The following is a 17,178-nucleotide window of genomic DNA, read 5'->3' on the forward strand; positions in this document are numbered from 1 at the left end:
GATCCGGCGCGGGGTGCGCCGGCCGGTTTCGGGCCCGGGACCTCGTCCCGAACCGAAGACCGAGGAACGCGATGTCGACGAAGCGCTGGCCGCTCGCCCTGCTCCTGCTCACCCTCCTGACCGCCGCCTGCAAGGACCCGCCGGGGCCGACGCTGACGGCCGGCCTGCCGCAGACGGTGGGGGAGGGTGAGGCCGTCACCCTGAGCGCGACGGTCGTGAACGCCCCGGAGGGCGCGACCCTGCGCTGGTCGCAGCAGGGCGGCGCTGACGTGGGGGCGCTGGCCGCCGGGGCGGAGGCCACCTTCACCGCGCCCGCGGTCGACGCCGACGCGCTCCTCGGCTTCCGGGTCGAGCTCTTAAGTGAGAAGCGCGAGCTCCTGACTCAGGACAGCACGACGGTGCTCGTGCTGGATCTCGACACCGGGCCCGTGGTCGAGGCTGGTCCCGATCAAGAGGCGATGGAGGGCGACACGGTCCAGCTGGGCGGTAGCTACACGGATGCCGACGACGATGTCGTGGACTGGATCTGGGAGCAGCGCACGGGGCCGACGGTGACCCTGAGCGATCCCACCGCCCTCGATCCGAGCTTCACCGTGCCAGACATCACCTGGCCCACGCTCTTCACCTTCGCCCTCACGGTGACAGACCAGACCGGCCGGAGCGGCGTCGACGAGGTCTCGGTGGTGGTGGTGGGTGTCAACGCCCGCCCGGAGGCCGACGCGGGCCCGGATCAGATCGTGGACGAGGGCGCGGCGGTGCAGCTCGCCGGCTCCGCCACGGACATCGACGGCAGCATCCAGACCCTGCAGTGGGTGCAGCTCTCCCCCTACGTCCCCCGGCTGGACCTGAGTGACCCCACGGTCGCCGCCCCTGTCTTCACGGCCCCGTCCACGACCGAGCCCCTGATCTTCGTGCTGGAGCTTCAGGTCTGGGACGCCGAGGGCGCCCGGGGCACCGACACCATCAGCATCACGGTGCTCCCGGTCAACGTCGCGCCGACCATCGAGGCCGGCCCGGATCAGATCGTCGATGAGGCCACGGTCGTCCAGCTGGCCGGCTCGGCCTCGGACGCCGACGGCAGCGTGGCGACCCTGCAGTGGACCCAGCTCTCGCCGATGAGCCCGCTGTTGGCCTTCAGCGACCCGGCCGCGGCCGATCCCACCTTCGTCGCGCCCCCGGCCGGCGCACCCCAGGTCTACGTCCTGCAGCTCACGGCCACCGACGACGAGGGCGCCGCCGCCGCCGACGTGGTGCGGGTCGAGGTGCGGCCCGTCCTCACCGCCCCGGTGGTGGACGCAGGCGCCGACCAGACCGTCGACGAGGGGGCCCTGGTGCAGCTCGCCGGCACCGTGAGCGACGCCGACGGCACGGTGCAGAGCACCACCTGGGTGCAGCTCTTCCCGGTGACCCCGCAGGTGAGCCTGGACGACGACACGATCCTCACCCCCACCTTCACCGCCCCGACCGTGACGGCGCCCACGACCCTGGTCTTCCGCCTGCAAGCCGTCGACGACGAGGGGGTCAGCGCCAGCGACACGGTGGGCATCAGCGTGCTGCCCCTCAACGCGCCGCCGGTGGTGGACGCCGGGCCGGCCCAGACCGTGCTCGGCCTGGAGGCGGTGCAGCTCGCCGGCAGCGCGAGCGATCCCGACGGCACCATCGTCCGGACGAGCTGGCAGCAGACCGCGGGGCCGGCGGTGACCCTGAGCGACGCCAACGTCCTCGACCCGACCTTCGACGCCCCCGACGTGCTGATCACGACCCTCGTCGAGCTGGAGCTGGAGATCGAGGACGACGAGGGCGCGATCGCCCGCGACCGGGTGCTCGTCACGGTCGACCCCCTGGTGCCGCAGAACCAGCCTCCGATCGTGCTGGCGGGCCCGGATCAGGTCGCCGCCACCGGCAGCCTGGTGCAGCTGGGGGGCGCCGCCTCCGATCCCGACGGGACGGTGGCCTCGACCACCTGGACCCAGCTCTCTGGGCCGACCGTCACCCTCGACGATCCGGCCTCCCTCACCCCGAGCTTCTCGGCGCCGGCGGTGGCCTGCGCGGTGGTCCTCGTCTTCGAGCTCGGCGCGACCGACGACCAGGGGGCCACGGCCTCGGACCGGGTGAGCGTGATCGTCGACGGCGCGGGGGGAACCCCCATCACCCCCGGCGCGCTCCTCGACCTGGAGAGCGACGACGGCGGCCTGCTCACCGAGGGGACCCTCTGGCAGTGGGGGGTGCCCACCACCGGACCCGGGCAGGCCTACAGCGGCGGCCGGGTCTGGGGCACGGAGCTCGCCGGAAACTACGCCAACAATCAGCTCGAGGTGCTCTGCCTCCCGCCCATCGACCTCTCCGGCACGCCGGATCCGGTCCTGAGCCTGCGCCTCTTCGCGGCGATGGGCTCCGGGGACGGGCTCACCCTCGAGGGCCTGGATCCCCAGGCGGGCTGGACGCCGATCACCTCCCTGAGCCGGCCCTACGACGGCACCGCGGGCGGCCGGCCGGTCTGGGGCTCGACGCCGGTGACCGCCACCTGGTGGCAGGTGCTGGCGGACCTGCCCGGCTGGCTGGGCAGCGAGGCGCGGGTGCGCTTCACCTTCTACTCCAACGGCACCTGGCTGGGCGCCGGCGCCTACCTCGACGATCTGCGCGTCGACGACGAGAGCAGCGATCCGGACGGGGACGGGATCCCCGGGCTCTTCGCCGAGCTCGCCTCCACCGGCACCGATCCGCTGGTCTCCGACCACGACGGAGACGGCCACGACGACGGCGTCGAGGTGGCGGCGGGGACCGATCCCCTCAACCCGGGCGACTACCCCGGGGCGCAGCTCTTGACCCCCGGCTTCGTCCTCGACTTCGAGAGCGACGACGGAGGGCTCTCCGGCGACCTCCCCTGGGACTGGGGCACGCCGGCGAGCGGCCCGGGCGCCGCCTACCGGGGCACGGGGGCCTGGGCCACCAACCTCTCGGGCAGCTACGGCGCGAACGAGCGCTCGGCCCTCTACCTGCCGCGCGTCGATCTCACGGCCGGCGGCACGGCCGTGCTCACCGCCCGCCTCTGGCTGCAGGGCAACGGCGGCGACGGCCTCTCGGTCGAGGCCTGGAACGCGAGCCTCGGGGTCTGGGAGCAGGTGGGGCCGGTCACGCCCGCCTACGAGGCCACCGACGCCCTCGGGCTCCCGGCCTGGCGGGACCACCGCTACCTGAACGAGTACCGCCTCGTCGCCCTCTCACTCGCTCCCTACTCGGGGCAGGTCGTTCGCCTGCGCTTCGTCTTCCGCACCGACGGGACCTGGATCGGGCCCGGCGCCTACCTCGACGACGTGGGCATCCACTGGGAGACCAGCGATCCCGACGCCGACGGCCTGGCGGGGATCCTCGCCGAGCTCGCCCTGGGGACCGATCCCCTGGTGGCCGACAGCGATGGTGACGGCAGCCTCGACGGCGCCGAGGTGGCCGGCGCCACCGACCCCCTCAACCCGGCCGACTTCCCGGGCGTGGCGGCGCTCCTCCCCGGACAGCTCCTCGACCTCGAGAGCGACGACGGAGGCCTCGCGACCACCGGCCTCCTCTGGCAGTACGGCTCGGTCGCCAGCGGGCCGGGCGCGGGCCACGACGGCACCCGGGCCTGGGGGACCAACCTCTCGGGGAACTACCCCGGGGACCAGCGGGAGTTCCTCTACCTGCCCCCGATCGACCTGAGCTCGGCCACCGGCGCGACCCTGCACGGGCGGATCTGGGCCCTGGCGAACAGCGGGGACGGCGTGAGCCTGGAGGTCCACACGGCCGCCAGCGGCTGGCAGACCCTGGCGGTCGCGGAGCCGGCCTACGACGCCATGGACGCCATCGGCAGGGTCGCCTGGCGCAACCAGACCTCGCTGCAGCCCTACCGCCTCTTCCTCGTCTCCCTGGCCGGCTTCTCGGGGCAGCGGGTGCTGCTGCGCTTCGCCTTCCGCTCGGACGGCGCCTGGACGAACCCGGGCATCTACCTCGACGACCTCGGCGTCGAGCTCGAGAGCACCGACCCGGACGGCGACGGTCTGGTGGGGGTGTACGACGAGTGGCTCCCGCACGGCACCGATCCCCTGGCGGCCGACACCGACGGGGATGGCAGCGGCGACGGGGTGGAGGTGGCGACGACCACCGATCCCCTCAACCCCGCCGACTACCCGGGCGGCCCCCTGCTCTCGACCGGGGACTGGCTGGACTTCGAGCTCGACGACGGCGGCCTGGTCGCCGAACACGTCGGCTGGCAGTTCGGCAACCCGGCCAGCGGCCCCGGCGTGGCCCACTCGGGGTCGCGGGTCTGGGGGACCTGGCTCTCGGGCAACTACCCGGGCAACGCCGTGGAGAACCTCTGGCTCCCGCCCCTGGCGCTGACCTCCACGACCCGGCCCACCCTGAGCCTGAGGGTCTACGTGGACGGCAACAGCGGCGACGGGCTCGGCCTCGACGTGCAGGACGCCGCCGGGGTCTGGAGCCGCCAGGTCCCCGACGTGGGGCCCTACGACGCCACCGACGCCCAGGGCGTCGTGGCCTGGCGCGAGCTGCGCAACGGCGCCGGCTACGTCTTCGTGGCCTTCGAGCTGACGGCCTGGAACGGGGTGCTCCTGCCCGCCCGCCTGCGCTTCACCTCCGACGGCACCTGGACCGGCCCCGGCGCCTACGTCGACGACCTGCGCCTCGACGAGGAGGGCAGCGATCCCGACGGGGACGGTCTCCCCGGCATCGTCGACGAGATCGCCACCCACGGGACCGACCCCTACCTCGCCGACACCGACGGCGACGGAGTGGGGGACGGCGTGGAGGTAGGCGCGGGCACCAACCCCCTGAACCCGCTGGAGTTCTGACCAGAGCGGATCATTCCAATAATAGAGGCCCGTGGTAGGGTCAGGGAGTGAGCTCCACCATTCTCGTCGTCGATGACGACAACACCGTCCGCTCCCTGCTCCAGGAGGTCTTCGAGGCCGAAGGCTGGGCCGTGAAGACCGCCGCCGATGGGATGGAGGCCCTGGTCGCCCTGAAGATGGGGCGCTTCGACCTGATGGTCACCGACCTCCACATGCCCCGGCTCGATGGCTACAAGCTGATCCCCCACGCGCTCAACACCTCGCCCGAGATGTCGATCCTCGTCCTCTCGGCGGACTCCAGCATCAGCTCCATCGGGGAGATCTACCGCCACGCCATCAAGGGCTTCCTGCCCAAGCCCTTCAAGGACGTCCGGGTGGTGCTGGAGAAGACCCGGCAGGCGCTGGAGCTCTCCCGGAGCCACAAGAGCCTGGCCGAGAAGCTCGCCCGCGCCGAGGCCGCCATCGCCCAGGTCTCCAGCGGCGACGACGACTAGCTACGCGCTCGCCAGCTCGCGCACGGCCTGCAGGCAGGCCTCGAGGTCGTCTGCGGTGGTGGTCCAGCCGAGGCTGAAGCGGACCGCCCCCTCGGGGGTGGTGCCCAGCCGCTCGTGGCAGAGGGGCGCGCAGTGCAGGCCGGTGCGGCAGGCCACCGCGTGATCGACGTCGAGGCGGGTGCCGACCTGCGCCGGATCCATCCCCGCCAGGAGGAAGGAGAGCAGCGGCACCCGGTCCCGGGTGGAGCCGGCCGTGTCGGGCCCCAGGAGGGTGACGCCCTCGATGGCGTTCAGCCCCTCCCAGAGCCGCTCGTGGAGGGCCTGCTCCCGGGCGTGGCGGGCGGCGGGCCCGCCCTCGGCCTCCAGGTGAGCGAGGGCCGCGGCGAGGCCGGCGATCCCCAGGAGGTTGGGTGTGCCCGCCTCCAGGCGGTGGGGGTAGCCCTCGAGGTGGCGCCGGGAGATCGAGTCGGCGCCGGTGCCGCCCACCCGGGAGTGGTGAAGCTCGATCCCGGGGGCCACGACCAGCCCGCCCACGCCGGTGGGGCCGAGGAGGGCCTTGTGGCCGGTGAAGGCGAGGAGATCGATCTGCATCGCCTGCACGTCGATGGACAGGAGCCCGGCGCTCTGGGCCGCGTCGACCAGCAGGGGCACCCCCGCCTCGCGGCAGAGCGCGCCCACCTCGGCCACCGGCTGGACGGTGCCGAGCACGTTGGAGGCGTGGGTGAGGATCACCAGGCGAGTGTCGGGGCGCAGCGCCTCGCGGACGTCGTCGGGGTCGATCAGCCCCTGGCCGCCGAAGTCGATCAGGGTCACCTCGACGCCGCGCTCGTCGGCGAGGTGGGCGAGGGGGCGCAGCACCGAGTTGTGCTCGAGGCGGGTGGTGATCACGTGACCCCCACCGCCGAGGCGCCCGGCGATAGCCAGGTTGAGGGCATCGGTGGCGTTGAGGCCGAAGACGATCCGGTCCGGATCGGGCGCGCCGAAGAGGCGGGCGAGGGCGCGGCGGCAGTCCTGCACCATCGTGTCGGCCACCAGCCCCAGATCGTAGGTGGCGCGGCCGGGCGAGACGCAGGCCCGCAGGCCGAAGTCGTGCATGGCCTCGAGCACCCCGGGGAGGGTGGGGAAGCTGGTCGAGGCGTGATCGAGGTAGCGCAGCCCCTCGGCGGGATCGACATCCATCGTCTGGCACGCTACCGAGGGGCCTGCGGGGGGTCAAACACCCCTCGCGGGAGGAGGAGCCCGGAAGATGCCGCAGCTGAAGGTCGGAGAGCGCAGCCTGGAGATCGACGAGAAGGGCTTCCTCCAGGAGACCGACGCCTGGGACGAGGCGGTGGCCCTGGCCCTGGGGGCCTCGGAGGGGATCACCGCGCTGACGCCCGAGCACCTGAAGGTCGCCCGCTACCTGCGCGACCACTGGCTCGCGCACGGGGTGGCCCCGATGGTGCGCAAGCTCTGCAAGGAGACCGGCTGCAAGCTCTCCCGGATCTACGAGCTCTTCCCCTCGGGCCCGGCGATGGGCGCCTGCAAGGTGGCCGGGCTGCCCAACGCCAAGGGCTGCGTTTGAGAGAGGACACCTGATTGGGCGACCTGCGCGTTCACCCTCCCGACCCCTACCAGGCCATCGCCGAGCTCTACGAGGCGGAGCACGGCCAGCTGGACGCGGACCTCCGCTTCTACGCCCGCGAGGGCGTCAACGGACCGCTGCTGGTCCTCGGCTGCGGCACCGGGCGGATCGGCCGGACGCTGGGGAGCTGCCGGCGGGTCACCGGGCTCGACGCCTCCGAGGAGATGCTGGCGGTGGCGCGCCGGCTGGCGCCCGAGGCCCGCTACATCCGCGGCGACATGCGCGACTTCGATCTCGGGCGCTTCGCCGAGATCGTCATCCCCAACGGCGCCTTCAACTTCCTCACCACCCGGGCCGATCAGCAGCGCTGCCTGGAGTGCTGCCACCGGGCGCTGGCTCAGGGGGCACCGCTGACCATCGACACGCCGCTGCCGGACTTCCGGCTGCTGGGCACGCCCCACTCCCCGGAGCGGCTAGCCTGGGAGGGGAGGCTCCAGGGCGAGGAGGTCCGGCGCACCCGGGAGGTGCACCGCCACCCCGTGGCGCAGCGGCTCGAGCTCACCGACCGCTACTACGCGGGCGAGCGCCTGCTCGCCACCGCCGAGCTGCGCCTGCGCCTCCTCTTCCCCGGAGAGGCCGAGTGGATGCTGGAGGCGGCGGGCTTCACCCTGGAGGCCGTCCACGGCGACTACGCCAAGACTCCCCTGCGGTCCGACAGCCCCCGGCTGCTCATCCGGGCGCTGCGGCTCTGACCGGAGGGCAGGCCTCAGCCGAAGATGCGCAGGATGGAGTGGCCCCAGTCCAGGTGGTCCGCGGCCTGCACGGGTTTGATCGAGCGGCCGGGGTTCACGAGCACCGTCCCCCCGAGCACCTCGACCTGGAAGTCGTGGGAGGGCAGCTGGAGGAAGGAGCGGCGGACGTTCCAGTCGAAGACCTCGCGGGTGGCCTCCTCGTCCACGCCCTGCAGGACGAAGGACTTCGAGAACTCGCGATCGTCGTCGAAGTCGATGTCCTGACCGCCGAAGGCCTTGCCGAGCAGATCGAAGAGCGCCTTCTGCCGGCGTACGAAGCAGTGGGGCAGCTTCAGCTTCGGGGAGCGGAAGACGCAGAGGGTCTGCCGGTGGCGCGTCTGGTGCTTCCCGCCGCCGGTCGTGTACTGGTAGTCGATCAGGTAGGCCTCGGCCGCGCCGTGGCGCCCGACGAGGGCGTAGCGGACCCTCCGGCTGTGGCCCTGCTGGAAGACCTTGAAGGAGCCGAAGCGCTCCATGAGCGGGGCCGCGTCCTCCTGGAACTCGAAGCCCAGGTTCCTCGCGGCCAGGAGCCAGCCCTCCCTGCGCTTCTTCTCGTAGATCCGGGTGGCGACGAGGATCACCACCACGAGGCCGACGCCTGCGCCGACGTAGATCAGAGGCGTGTATTGTTCCATGGCGGAGCGAGTCTACCGCCTCCCGCCGAACCCCCGCAGCCCGAAAGGCGCCGATGTCCCTCACCGAACTCGTCCTCACCGGCGCCTCCGAGCGGGCCGCCATCCGGTCGCTCCTCGATGGGATGAACCACGCGGGGCGGGTGCACGCCACCCGCGCGCTGCCCCGGCGCCTGCAGGGCCGCCTCTTCGACCTCCTCGCGGGAGGCGATCCCCTCCGCGTCGAGGACCTGATGCCCGCGGAGCTGCCGGCCGGTAGCGTCGTGCGCCACCACGGCGTCAACAGCCTGCCCCTCTTCCGGATCTTCCAGAAGCCGATGTACCGCAGCGAGGAGGGCGTCGTCGGCGGGCGCAACGTGCAGCCCTGGGCCTGGTTCACCGGGCACGGGTACTTCGTCGTCACCGGCTACCCGGAGGGAGACCCCGAGCGGGAGGTCCTGATCGACTATACGCAGCTGCCTCCCTCGAGGCCCGAGGGCTGGCCTCCGATCCGCAGCAACGGCCGCCTCTTCAGCCGCTTCGTCTACCACCGGATGACCGACGTGATGCGCCGGGCCTCGGAGCACGTCACGGTCGGCAAGGCGATCCGCGGCGGCGAGCCCTTCGGCTCCTACTTCATCCTCGTGCGCGAGGATCCCGGGAGGGCGCTGGCGGGCGGGGAGCGCCGGGCGCTGCCGCCACCGACCCCCTGAGGGCTGGTATCCTCGTCGGTGCGTCCGGGTTTTCCATGCGTCTCGCTGCCTCCACGAAGATCGTCCTCCTCGCGCTGCTCGTGGCGTCGGCCCCGGGCTGCTACCGGGTCGAGCTCGGCGAGCAGGCCCGGGGGGAGCTCGAGCGGGTGGTGGTCGTCGTCGGCAACGATCCCGTGCCGACCCAGCTCGAGACGGTTCGCCTCCAGGAGGCCTCGGGAGAGGGGGCGACCCGGCCCTGGTGTGTGCACTCGATGGTCCGGGAGGAGCTCCTGCGGGGCCTGGCGGTGACTGGCTGGCAGCTCGAGGCGGTCGGGGAGCACTGGTCCTTCCCCACTGGAGCGCTCCTGGATGCGGCCTGGCCCGACACGGTCTGCGAGCGCGCGGTGGCCCCACGCGCCGCCGACGCCGTGCTGTGGGCGGTCCCGCACACGACGTGGACGGGGCGGACCGCGGGGGGCGAGCTGCAGATCGATCTGGTGGCGCACCTGATCGGATGCCCGGAGCGCGAGCTGCTCTGGCGGGACCGCGCGGTGGGGCGCGCCACGATCTGGTTCGGCCGGGGGTTGGGGCCCGAGGGCTTCGGCACGACGAGGGCCTACCTGCGGGAGGAAGAGGTGCGCGCGGTGATCGCCGAGCGGGTGGGCAGGCTGATGCGCTCCCTCCTGGGGGCCGAGGAGGCAGCGCCGGCCCAGGCGCCCCGGGAGCCCGGCCCGGAGGGGGAGAAGGGGGAGGTGGAGGTCGCGGGAGAGGCGGCCCACCTGGTGCGGAGGGCACCCCCGATCCTGCCGGAGCTCCCGGAGGTGTCCGTCCGCTCGCCGGGCGTCTTGGAGCCCGTCGAATGAGAACCCCCTTTCGGACGGCAGCGAGGCCGCTCCTCCTCGCGCTCTTCCTGCTCCTGCAGCCGGGCTGCGACTTCCTCGCCGGCCTGGGGGCGCGAGGGCCCGCGGCCGGGGCCGCGGCCGAGCGGGAGGGGGTGCGCCTCTTCCAGGCCCGCCGCTTCGAGGAGGCGATCCCGCACCTCGAGAAGGCCCTGGCGGCCACCACCGATCGGGACGGGCAGGTGAACCTCCTCGCCGCCATCGGCAACTGCCACAACGAGCTCGACCGCTACGACGAGGCCCTCGGCTTCTATCGCCGGGCCCTGGCGCTGGATCCGGAGAGCGCGACGGTCCTGACCAACATCGGGGTCGCCTACCGCCTCAAGGGCGACTACGACGAGGCCGAGCGGAACTACCTCGCCGCGCTGGCGCTGGAGCCCGACTACGCCGAGCTGCACGCGAGCCTGGGGGCGCTGGCGGTCTTCCGGGAGGACTACGACAAGGCCATCCGTCACCTGGAGAGGGCGGCGAAGCTCGACGACGGCCTGCCGGTGGTCCACTCGAACCTCGCCATCGCCTACGCCAGCGTCGAGCGCTTCGAGGACGCCGAGCGGGCCCTGAAGCGCGCGACCGTGCGGGGCTACCACCAGCCCGAGGTGATCAAGGAGCGCATCGAGGCGCTGCGGGCCCTCTCCCGGGAGCCCGCCCGCCGCATCGATCCGGCGGCCCTCCGCCCCTGACTCGAGGCGGAGCGGCCGGGGGCGGGTCCTACCCGGCCTGCGCGAGGAGCTCTCGCGCCCGCGCCAGCGCGGCGTCGATGTTGTCGAAGACCTGCTCCTCGCCGACGTCCTGGAGCAGCCTGCTGCGCTCGAGGACGAGGAGGGGCTGGGCGTGGACCCCGGAGAGGATCAGGTGGATCCCGTCCCGCCGGCAGTTCTTCACCACGTCCTCCAGCGCCCGCAAGGCGGTGGCGTCCATCACGTGGACCTCCCGCATCCGGAGGATCAGCACGCGGGGCGGCGACTCCACCCGGGCGATGGCCGACTTGAACTTGCTGGCCGCGCCGAAGAAGAAGGGGCCGTAGATCTCGAAGACCTCGACCCCGGGCGGCACCTCCCGCCGGTCGATGGCGTTGGGGCCCGAGTCCTCCTCGGTGGCGAGGCTCCGGGTGATGAAGCCGGCCTGGCTCAGCCCCGACATGCGCCGCATGAAGAGGAAGGCGGCCAGGACGATCCCCACCTGGAGCGCGACGATGAGGTCGACCAGGACCGTCAGCGCGAAGGTGGAGAGCAGCACCAGGATGTCGCTCCTCGGGCTCCGGAAGAGCCGCACGAAGAGCCGCCACTCGCTCATGTTGTAGGCCACCACCAGCAGGATCCCCGCGAGCACGGGCATGGGGATGAGGGAGGCCCACTTGCCGAAGAGGAGCATGATCGCGAGGAGGGTGAGGGCGTGGACGATGCCCGCCACCGGGGTGCGGCCGCCGCTCTTGATGTTGGTGGCCGTGCGCGCGATCGCGCCCGTGGCCGGGATGCCGCCGAAGAGCGCCGAGCCGATGTTGGCCACGCCCTGGGCGACGAGCTCCGCGTCCGGCCGGTGCCGGTGGCCGGTCATGCCGTCCGCCACCACCGCCGAGAGGAGCGACTCGATGGCGGCGAGGAGCGCGATGGCGATGGCCGGGGAGAAGAGCATCCTCACGGTCTCCCAGTCGACCCGGGGCAGGTGCGGCACGGGCAGGGCCGTGGGGACGCCCCCGAAGCGGCTGCCGATCGTCTCCACCGGCAGATCGGCCAGCTGGGCGAGCGCCGTGCAGGCCACGATGGCCACCAGTGAGCCAGGCACCTTGTGGGTCACCCTGGGCCACCCCACCACCAGCAGCACGGTCGCCGCTCCCAGGAGGAGGGCAGAGGGGTTGGTCGAGCCCAGGTGCTCCGCGTAGGCGGCCACCTTCTCCAGGAAGTCGGCCGGCGGCGCCTCCATGGAGAGCCCCAGCAGATCGCGCACCTGCGAGGAGGCGATGACCAGCGCGATGCCGGCGGTGAAGCCCACCGTCACCGGGTAGGGGACGAAGTGGATCATCGCCCCCAGGCCCGAGAGGCCGAGCAGCACCAGCATCACCCCGGCGAGCAGGGTCGCCACCACCAGGCCGTCGTAGCCGAACTGCTGCACGATGCCGTAGACGATGACGATGAAGGCGCCGGTCGGCCCTCCGATCTGCACCCGGCTCCCGCCGAGCGCGCTGATCAGGAAGCCCGCGACGACCGCGGTGACGAGCCCCTGCTCGGGCTTCACCCCCGAGGCGATGCCGAAGGCGATGGCCAGGGGGAGGGCGACCACCCCGACGATGAGCCCGGCGCCGAGGTCGTGGAGGAAGTGCTGGGCTCCGTAGCCCTCGCGGAGGGTGGAGATGGATTCGGGAAGGAGGCGAGCGAGGCCTCCGCGTTGGTCAGGCATGAGTGCTCGCACCCCGGCGGGAAGGCGCCGGAGACTGCGCCAGTGCCCCGAGGCTGGCAAGCGGAAACCGCTAGCGGAAGGGCAGGAAGCGGACGGGCGCGCCCTCGTCGAGCTGCCCGGGGCCGGGGGGCACGACGAAGAAGCCGTCGGCCTCCATCAGGGCGGCGAGGTGGGCCGAGCCGTGGAACTCGACGGGCACCGGGCGGCGGGCCTCGTCGAGGCGGGCGGGGACGTACTCCTGACGGTGGGCCTTCTTGCGGCGGAAGGGGCGGCCCAGGGGCAGGACGAGCTCCGGCGTGGCGTCGACCTCACCGGAGAGGCGGCGGGCGACGTGGAGCAGGCAGAGCTGGAAGGTCAGGAAGACCGCCACCGGGTTGCCGGGCAGGCCGATGACCAGGCGGTGGTCGGCGGTGGCGGCGGCAGAGAGGGGGCGGCCCGGCTTGATCTTCACGCCGCTGAAGAGGAGGCGCAGGCCGAGGTCGGAGAGCGCGCCCTGCACGTGGTCGAAGTCGCCGGTGGAGATGCCCCCGGAGAGGGTGACCAGATCGGCCTCGGCCAGCCCGGCGCGGATCCCCGCGGCGGTGGCCTCCCGGTCGTCAGGGAGGTGCTCGCTGCGGACCAGCTCCAGGCCGAAGCGGGGAGCCAGGGCCTCCAGCAGGGGCGTGTTCGTGTCGAGGATCTTCCCGGGGGTCAGGTCGGCGGGATCGCGGACCACCTCGTCGCCGGTGGAGAAGAGGGCGAGGCGCAGGGGCCGCGCCACCTCGACCTCGGTGACGCCGCTGGCCACCAGGTTCGCCACCTCCAGGGGCCCGAGGCGCCGCCCGGCGGCCAGCACCCGCTCGCCGCGCCGCAGGTCCTCGCCCCTCGCGCAGATGTTGGTGGAGGAGGAGGGGGCGGGCACCGTGAAGACCACCGCGCCGTCCTCCTCGTGGGCGTGCTCCTGCATCACCACCCGGGCGGCGCCCGCCGGCACCGGCGCGCCGGTCATGACCTTCACCGTGGTGCCGGGCTCGAGCACCTGCGGGGCGGCGTCCCCCGCCGCGACGCGCCCCAGCACGCGGTGGGCGCCGGCCTCGTCCCCGGCGAGGATGGCGTAGCCGTCCATGGCGGACTTGTCGAAGGGGGGCAGGTCGAGGCGGGCGTGCTGCTCGGCCGCCAGCACGCGCCCGAGGGCCCCGCGGACGGGCAGGGTGAGGGTGGGGAGGCGGTGGTCTCCCAGGGCACCGTCGAGGAGGGCGATCATCTCCTCGAGGGAGACGTTGGTGGGGGTCGTGCTCATCCGGTCTCGTGGATACGGTCGACGAGGCCCGCGGGCAAGGCCGTCGGCGCGGCGGCGATCAGGGTGGTCTCCTCCAGGCCGGCCAGGGCCTCGAGCACCCGGGCGGCCCCCTCGTCGTCGAGATCGGCGAGGGGCTCGTCGAGGAGGAGCAGGCGGGGCGCCGGCGCCAGGGCCTGGGCCAGCGCGATGCGCCGCTTCTCCCCGCCGGAGAGCCCCTCCCGCTGCCGGGAGGCCAGGTGCGCCACGCCCAGCCGCTCGAGCCACTCGCGGGCGAGGCGCTCGGCCTCCCGCCGGCCCAGGCCGCGGGCCCGCAGACCGTAGGTGGCGTTGGCGAGCACCGAGCCCCGGAAGAGGAGGGGCTGCTGGTGGACGTAGATCCGCTCGCGCACCGGCAGGTCGATCTCGAGGCGCCCGTTGGCGCTCTCGTCGAGGCCGGCGAGGACCTTCAGGAGGGTGGTCTTCCCGGAGCCGTTGGGGCCGACCAGGCCCAAACGCTCCCCGGCGCCGACCTCGAGGGCGGGCACCGCGCAGATGGTCTTGCCCTCGCGCTGGACCCTCAGGCCCTCGATCCGGATCAGCGGCCCGCTCATGCCGGCTCCCGGCTCTGCCGCCCGAGGGTGGCGATGGCGAGGGTGACGCCGAGGGCGACCAGCAGGAGGATGAGCCCCATGGCCAGGCCGCGGCCGAACTCCCCCTTGCCCGTCTCCAGCGCGATCGCGGTCGCCAGGGTGCGGGTGTGGCCGCGGATGTTGCCGCCCACCATCATGGCGATGCCCAGCTCGGTGACGCAGCGGGCGAAGGCGGTGAGCACCGCCAGCATCACGCCGATCCGCGCCTCGGAGAGGTAGGTCAGCCAGCGCCGGAGGGTGCCGGCCCCGAGGGTCTGGGCGGTGAAAGGGATGCGGGGGTCGAGCGCCGCGACGGCGCCGTGGCTGATCGAGATGGTGATGGGCAGCGCGAGGAGCAGCTCACCGAAGACGATGGCCCAGGGGGTGTAGAGCAGGTCCGCCACGCCCAGGGGGCCGCGGCGGGAGAAGAGGGCGTAGCCCAGGACCCCGAGGAAGACCGTCGGCGTCGCCATGCCCACCCGCGAGGCCAGGACGAGCAGCGAGCGCCCGGCGAAGCGGCGGCGGGCGAGGAGGGTGCCCAGGGGCAGGCCCAGGCCGGTCGCCAGGAGCACCGCCAGGGAGGAGACCCAGAGCGAGCGCCAGGTCGCGCCGAGCACCAGGGGGTCGAGGGAGACCAGCACCCGGGTGGCCTCGGAGAGGCCCTCCCACAAGAGCTCCAAGGGTCAGTCTCCGGCCGGGAGGCGCGCCGGGAAGAAGAGGCGCTCGCCCTCCCGCTGGAAGTCGCGGATGATCACCTGCGCGCGCTCGGCGATCAGGAAGTCGACGAAGGCGTCCGCGAGCTTCGCGTCGATGTCGGGGTGCTTCGCCGGGTTCACGGTCATCACGCCGTAGGGGTTGCGCAGGGAGGCGCCGCCGGTCACCAGGGGCACGAGCTCGACCTTGTCCCGGAAGGCGAGGAAGGTCGCCCGGTCGGAGAGGACGTAGGCCTCCTTCTCACCGGCGACCACCAGGCTGCGGCCCATGCCCTGGCCGGTCTCGAGGTAGCGCTCCCAGGGCGCGAGACCCCCGGCCTCCTTCCAGAGGGCGAGCTCCTTCTTGTGGGTTCCGCTGTCGTCCCCCCGGCTGACGAAGAGCGCCTTCGCCTCCGCGATCTTCCGCAGGGCCGGCCCGATCTCCAGGTCCTTCACCTGCGCCGGATCGGCGGGCGGACCGAGGAGCTCGAAGGTGTTCCACATCAGATCCTCGCGGCGGACCCCGTGCCCCGCGGCCAGGAAGGCGTCCTCGGCGGCGCGGGCGTGGACCATCACCACGTCCACGTCGCCGGCCTCGCCGAGCTTCAGCGCCTTGCCCGTGCCCACCGCGATGACGTCGATCCGGGCCCTCGCCTCCGCCTCGAAGACCGGCAGCAGCGCGTCCAGCAGCCCCGAGTCCCGGGTGCTGGTGGTCGTGGCCAGGCGCAGCCGCGCCGGCTCGGCCTTGCAGGCCGGAAGGAGGGCGCCGAGGAGCGCCGCGAAACCGACGAGCAGCGAGGTGAGGAGCCTTCGCACGCGAGTTCAGCCCTGGCGCATCTTCCGGTCGACGTACCACTCGACCGCCTTGTTGGCGGCGCCCTTGAGGGTGCCCACCAGCCCCTCCTCGTCGGCGCCGGGGATCGCCTCGCCGCCCTCGAGCTCGATCGCGCTGCCGCCGGGGCGGTACATGTCCGAGAAGAGCTCGAGCACCTGCTTCTTCACCATGCCGCGCAGGGGCACGTGAGCCATCAGGCCGTAGGTGGCCGCCGTTCCGGACTTCGCCAGCTCGGGGTTCGCCCGCACGGTGTCCACCGCGGCCCTCAGGTCGGCGAGGTAGGCGTCGACGACCTCGAGGTGGCGGGCGGTGATCATCGCGTGGAGGGCGTCGGGGAACTGCAGGCGATCGACGTGCCAGCCGGCCTGCGCCATCTGATCCCCCACGGCGAAGATGTTCAGGTCGGGGTCCACCGAGCGGTAGGAGAAGAGGGGGCTCGGCGGGTCGCCGATCACCTGCAGGCCGTCGATCTTCGAGATGCCCGCCTTCAGGCCGTCGGCGGCCTTCATCGCCCGCTCGGCCAGGTCGCGGTAGCCCGCCTCGCCGAAGAGCTGCAGGGTCGCCCAGGCCGCCGCGTAGGAGCCACCCGGGCGGGTGCCCAGGAGGGCCGGCGAGGCGAAGACCCCGCCCGGCCAGTCCTGCTCCACGAACATCTGGTGCTTCATGTACTCCATGGAGCGGTAGGTGATGGTCGAGGCGCCCTTGGCGGAGAAGCCGTACTTGTGGATGTCGGCGCTGATCGAGGTGACCCCCGGGACCCGGTAGTCCCAGCGGGGCACCGGCCGGCCGTTCTTCTCCACGAAGGGCATGACGAAGCCGCCCACGCAGGCGTCGACGTGCAGGGGAACTCCGGCGCGCTGGGCGACGGCCGCCATCTCCTCCACCGGCTCGACGAAGCCGTGGGGGTACTCGGGGGCCGAGGCCAGCACCATGACGGTGTTGCGGTTGATCAGCTTCTTCAGGCGGGAGAGGTCGACCCGGTGGTCCTTGCCCATGGGCAGGAAGCGGATCTTCACCCCGAAGTACTCGGAGGCCTTCAGCCAGGCCACGTGGGCGGTGCGAGGGAGCACCATCTCGGGCCAGAGCAGCCAGGGCTTCTTCGCCCGCATGTAGTCGCGGTAGGTCTTCACCGCCAGCAGGCAGCTCTCGGTGCCGCCCGAGGTCACCACCCCGCAGGTGTCGGGGCCCCCGTGGTGCAGCTCGGCCACCGCCTCGATGATCTCGCTCTCGAAGCGCTTGAGGCTCTTGAAGGCCGTCGGGTTGAGGCCGTTGGCCGAGGAGTAGAGCTTCCAGGCCTGGGCGAGGAAGTCGTCGTGGCCCTCGTCGAGGTAGTAGACGAGGCTCATCGTCCGCCCGTCCTTGTACTTCGGGTCCTCTCCGCCGTAGGCGACGAGGTCGGCGAGGATGGACTCCTCGTCCCTTCCGGCGGCGGGCATCGGGCGGCGCTGATGAGGCGTTTGCATCCGGGCACTCTACCC

Annotated in this window: 15 protein-coding genes; 7 read left to right on the forward strand and 8 right to left on the reverse strand. The window is 72.8% G+C overall.

The genetic code is table 11. The features are described 5' to 3' along the window. Nucleotides 1-71: 71 nt before the first annotated feature. Entirely contained in the window at nucleotides 72-4,841 is a 4,770-nt protein-coding gene (locus P1V51_05935; protein MDF1562560.1) for a hypothetical protein, read from the forward strand. A gap of 47 nt (nucleotides 4,842-4,888) precedes the next feature. Continuing rightward, nucleotides 4,889-5,335, forward strand: coding sequence for a response regulator (locus P1V51_05940; protein MDF1562561.1), 447 nt, complete (start codon nucleotides 4,889-4,891; stop codon nucleotides 5,333-5,335). On the opposite strand, the gene P1V51_05945 is transcribed toward P1V51_05940, so the two are convergent. Beyond that, nucleotides 5,336-6,514 carry an aminotransferase class V-fold PLP-dependent enzyme gene (locus tag P1V51_05945; protein MDF1562562.1) on the reverse strand — a complete coding sequence of 393 codons (1,179 nt, stop codon included), beginning with the start codon at nucleotides 6,512-6,514 and terminating at the stop codon, nucleotides 5,336-5,338. Between the two features lie 67 nt (nucleotides 6,515-6,581). Between P1V51_05945 and P1V51_05950 the strand changes: the two genes are divergently transcribed. Both P1V51_05950 and P1V51_05955 read left to right on the forward strand, forming a co-directional pair. After that, on the forward strand, nucleotides 6,582-6,899 hold the full coding sequence (locus P1V51_05950) for a TusE/DsrC/DsvC family sulfur relay protein (GenBank protein MDF1562563.1): 318 nt from the start codon (nucleotides 6,582-6,584) through the stop codon (nucleotides 6,897-6,899). Between the two features lie 14 nt (nucleotides 6,900-6,913). After that, a complete protein-coding gene (locus P1V51_05955) occupies nucleotides 6,914-7,651 on the forward strand; it encodes a class I SAM-dependent methyltransferase (protein ID MDF1562564.1) in 738 nt (245 codons plus the stop codon). A 14-nt stretch (nucleotides 7,652-7,665) separates the two neighbouring features. Here P1V51_05955 and P1V51_05960 read toward each other — a convergent pair whose 3' ends face one another. Next, nucleotides 7,666-8,325 carry a hypothetical protein gene (locus tag P1V51_05960; protein MDF1562565.1) on the reverse strand — a complete coding sequence of 220 codons (660 nt, stop codon included), beginning with the start codon at nucleotides 8,323-8,325 and terminating at the stop codon, nucleotides 7,666-7,668. A 53-nt stretch (nucleotides 8,326-8,378) separates the two neighbouring features. Here P1V51_05960 and P1V51_05965 point away from each other — a divergent pair, with 53 nt between their 5' ends. Genes P1V51_05965 through P1V51_05975 form a run of 3 tightly spaced genes read left to right on the forward strand, consistent with a single transcriptional unit; the run spans nucleotide 8,379 to nucleotide 10,572 of the window. Next, nucleotides 8,379-9,014, forward strand: coding sequence for a hypothetical protein (locus tag P1V51_05965; GenBank protein ID MDF1562566.1), 636 nt, complete (start codon nucleotides 8,379-8,381; stop codon nucleotides 9,012-9,014). A 35-nt stretch (nucleotides 9,015-9,049) separates the two neighbouring features. After that, nucleotides 9,050-9,856 carry a hypothetical protein gene (locus P1V51_05970; GenBank protein ID MDF1562567.1) on the forward strand — a complete coding sequence of 269 codons (807 nt, stop codon included), beginning with the start codon at nucleotides 9,050-9,052 and terminating at the stop codon, nucleotides 9,854-9,856. After that, nucleotides 9,853-10,572, forward strand: coding sequence for a tetratricopeptide repeat protein (locus tag P1V51_05975; GenBank protein MDF1562568.1), 720 nt, complete (start codon nucleotides 9,853-9,855; stop codon nucleotides 10,570-10,572). Before P1V51_05970 ends, P1V51_05975 begins: the two co-directional genes overlap by 4 nt. 28 nt (nucleotides 10,573-10,600) lie before the next feature. On the opposite strand, the gene sulP is transcribed toward P1V51_05975, so the two are convergent. From sulP to P1V51_06005, 6 genes are all read right to left on the reverse strand, one after another. Continuing rightward, nucleotides 10,601-12,286: a sulfate permease gene (gene sulP, locus P1V51_05980; protein ID MDF1562569.1), complete on the reverse strand. Its 1,686-nt coding sequence runs from the start codon at nucleotides 12,284-12,286 to the stop codon at nucleotides 10,601-10,603. 70 nt (nucleotides 12,287-12,356) lie between these two features. Further along, nucleotides 12,357-13,565, reverse strand: a complete 1,209-nt coding sequence (locus P1V51_05985) for a molybdopterin molybdotransferase MoeA (GenBank protein MDF1562570.1) — start codon at nucleotides 13,563-13,565, stop codon at nucleotides 12,357-12,359. Continuing rightward, nucleotides 13,562-14,155 (reverse strand): ATP-binding cassette domain-containing protein, encoded by a 594-nt coding sequence (locus tag P1V51_05990; GenBank protein MDF1562571.1) that lies wholly within the window; start codon nucleotides 14,153-14,155, stop codon nucleotides 13,562-13,564. The genes P1V51_05985 and P1V51_05990 overlap by 4 nt, the downstream gene beginning before the upstream one ends. Then, on the reverse strand, nucleotides 14,152-14,853 hold the full coding sequence (locus P1V51_05995) for an ABC transporter permease (GenBank protein MDF1562572.1): 702 nt from the start codon (nucleotides 14,851-14,853) through the stop codon (nucleotides 14,152-14,154). The genes P1V51_05990 and P1V51_05995 overlap by 4 nt, the downstream gene beginning before the upstream one ends. 3 nt (nucleotides 14,854-14,856) lie before the next feature. Then, nucleotides 14,857-15,681: a substrate-binding domain-containing protein gene (locus P1V51_06000; protein MDF1562573.1), complete on the reverse strand. Its 825-nt coding sequence runs from the start codon at nucleotides 15,679-15,681 to the stop codon at nucleotides 14,857-14,859. Nucleotides 15,682-15,687: 6 nt separating this feature from the next. After that, entirely contained in the window at nucleotides 15,688-17,163 is a 1,476-nt protein-coding gene (locus P1V51_06005) for an aspartate aminotransferase family protein (protein MDF1562574.1), read from the reverse strand. Between the last annotated feature and the right edge of the window lie 15 nt (nucleotides 17,164-17,178).

The sequence above is a fragment of the Deltaproteobacteria bacterium genome (assembly GCA_029210625.1).
Lineage (GTDB): Bacteria > Myxococcota > Myxococcia > SLRQ01 > SLRQ01 > JARGFU01.

What these genes read in the sequence shown, in the direction of transcription:
- P1V51_05935 (MDF1562560.1), top strand. Translation starts at nt 72, where the DNA reads ATGTCGACGAAGCGCTGGCCGCTCGCCCTGCTCCTGCTCACCCTCCTG.
- P1V51_05945 (MDF1562562.1), bottom strand. Translation starts at nt 6,514, where the DNA reads ATGGATGTCGATCCCGCCGAGGGGCTGCGCTACCTCGATCACGCCTCG.
- P1V51_05950 (MDF1562563.1), top strand. Translation starts at nt 6,582, where the DNA reads ATGCCGCAGCTGAAGGTCGGAGAGCGCAGCCTGGAGATCGACGAGAAG.
- P1V51_05960 (MDF1562565.1), bottom strand. Translation starts at nt 8,325, where the DNA reads ATGGAACAATACACGCCTCTGATCTACGTCGGCGCAGGCGTCGGCCTC.
- P1V51_05965 (MDF1562566.1), top strand. Translation starts at nt 8,379, where the DNA reads ATGTCCCTCACCGAACTCGTCCTCACCGGCGCCTCCGAGCGGGCCGCC.
- P1V51_05970 (MDF1562567.1), top strand. Translation starts at nt 9,050, where the DNA reads ATGCGTCTCGCTGCCTCCACGAAGATCGTCCTCCTCGCGCTGCTCGTG.
- P1V51_05975 (MDF1562568.1), top strand. Translation starts at nt 9,853, where the DNA reads ATGAGAACCCCCTTTCGGACGGCAGCGAGGCCGCTCCTCCTCGCGCTC.
- sulP (MDF1562569.1), bottom strand. Translation starts at nt 12,286, where the DNA reads ATGCCTGACCAACGCGGAGGCCTCGCTCGCCTCCTTCCCGAATCCATC.
- P1V51_05985 (MDF1562570.1), bottom strand. Translation starts at nt 13,565, where the DNA reads ATGAGCACGACCCCCACCAACGTCTCCCTCGAGGAGATGATCGCCCTC.
- P1V51_05990 (MDF1562571.1), bottom strand. Translation starts at nt 14,155, where the DNA reads ATGAGCGGGCCGCTGATCCGGATCGAGGGCCTGAGGGTCCAGCGCGAG.
- P1V51_06005 (MDF1562574.1), bottom strand. Translation starts at nt 17,163, where the DNA reads ATGCAAACGCCTCATCAGCGCCGCCCGATGCCCGCCGCCGGAAGGGAC.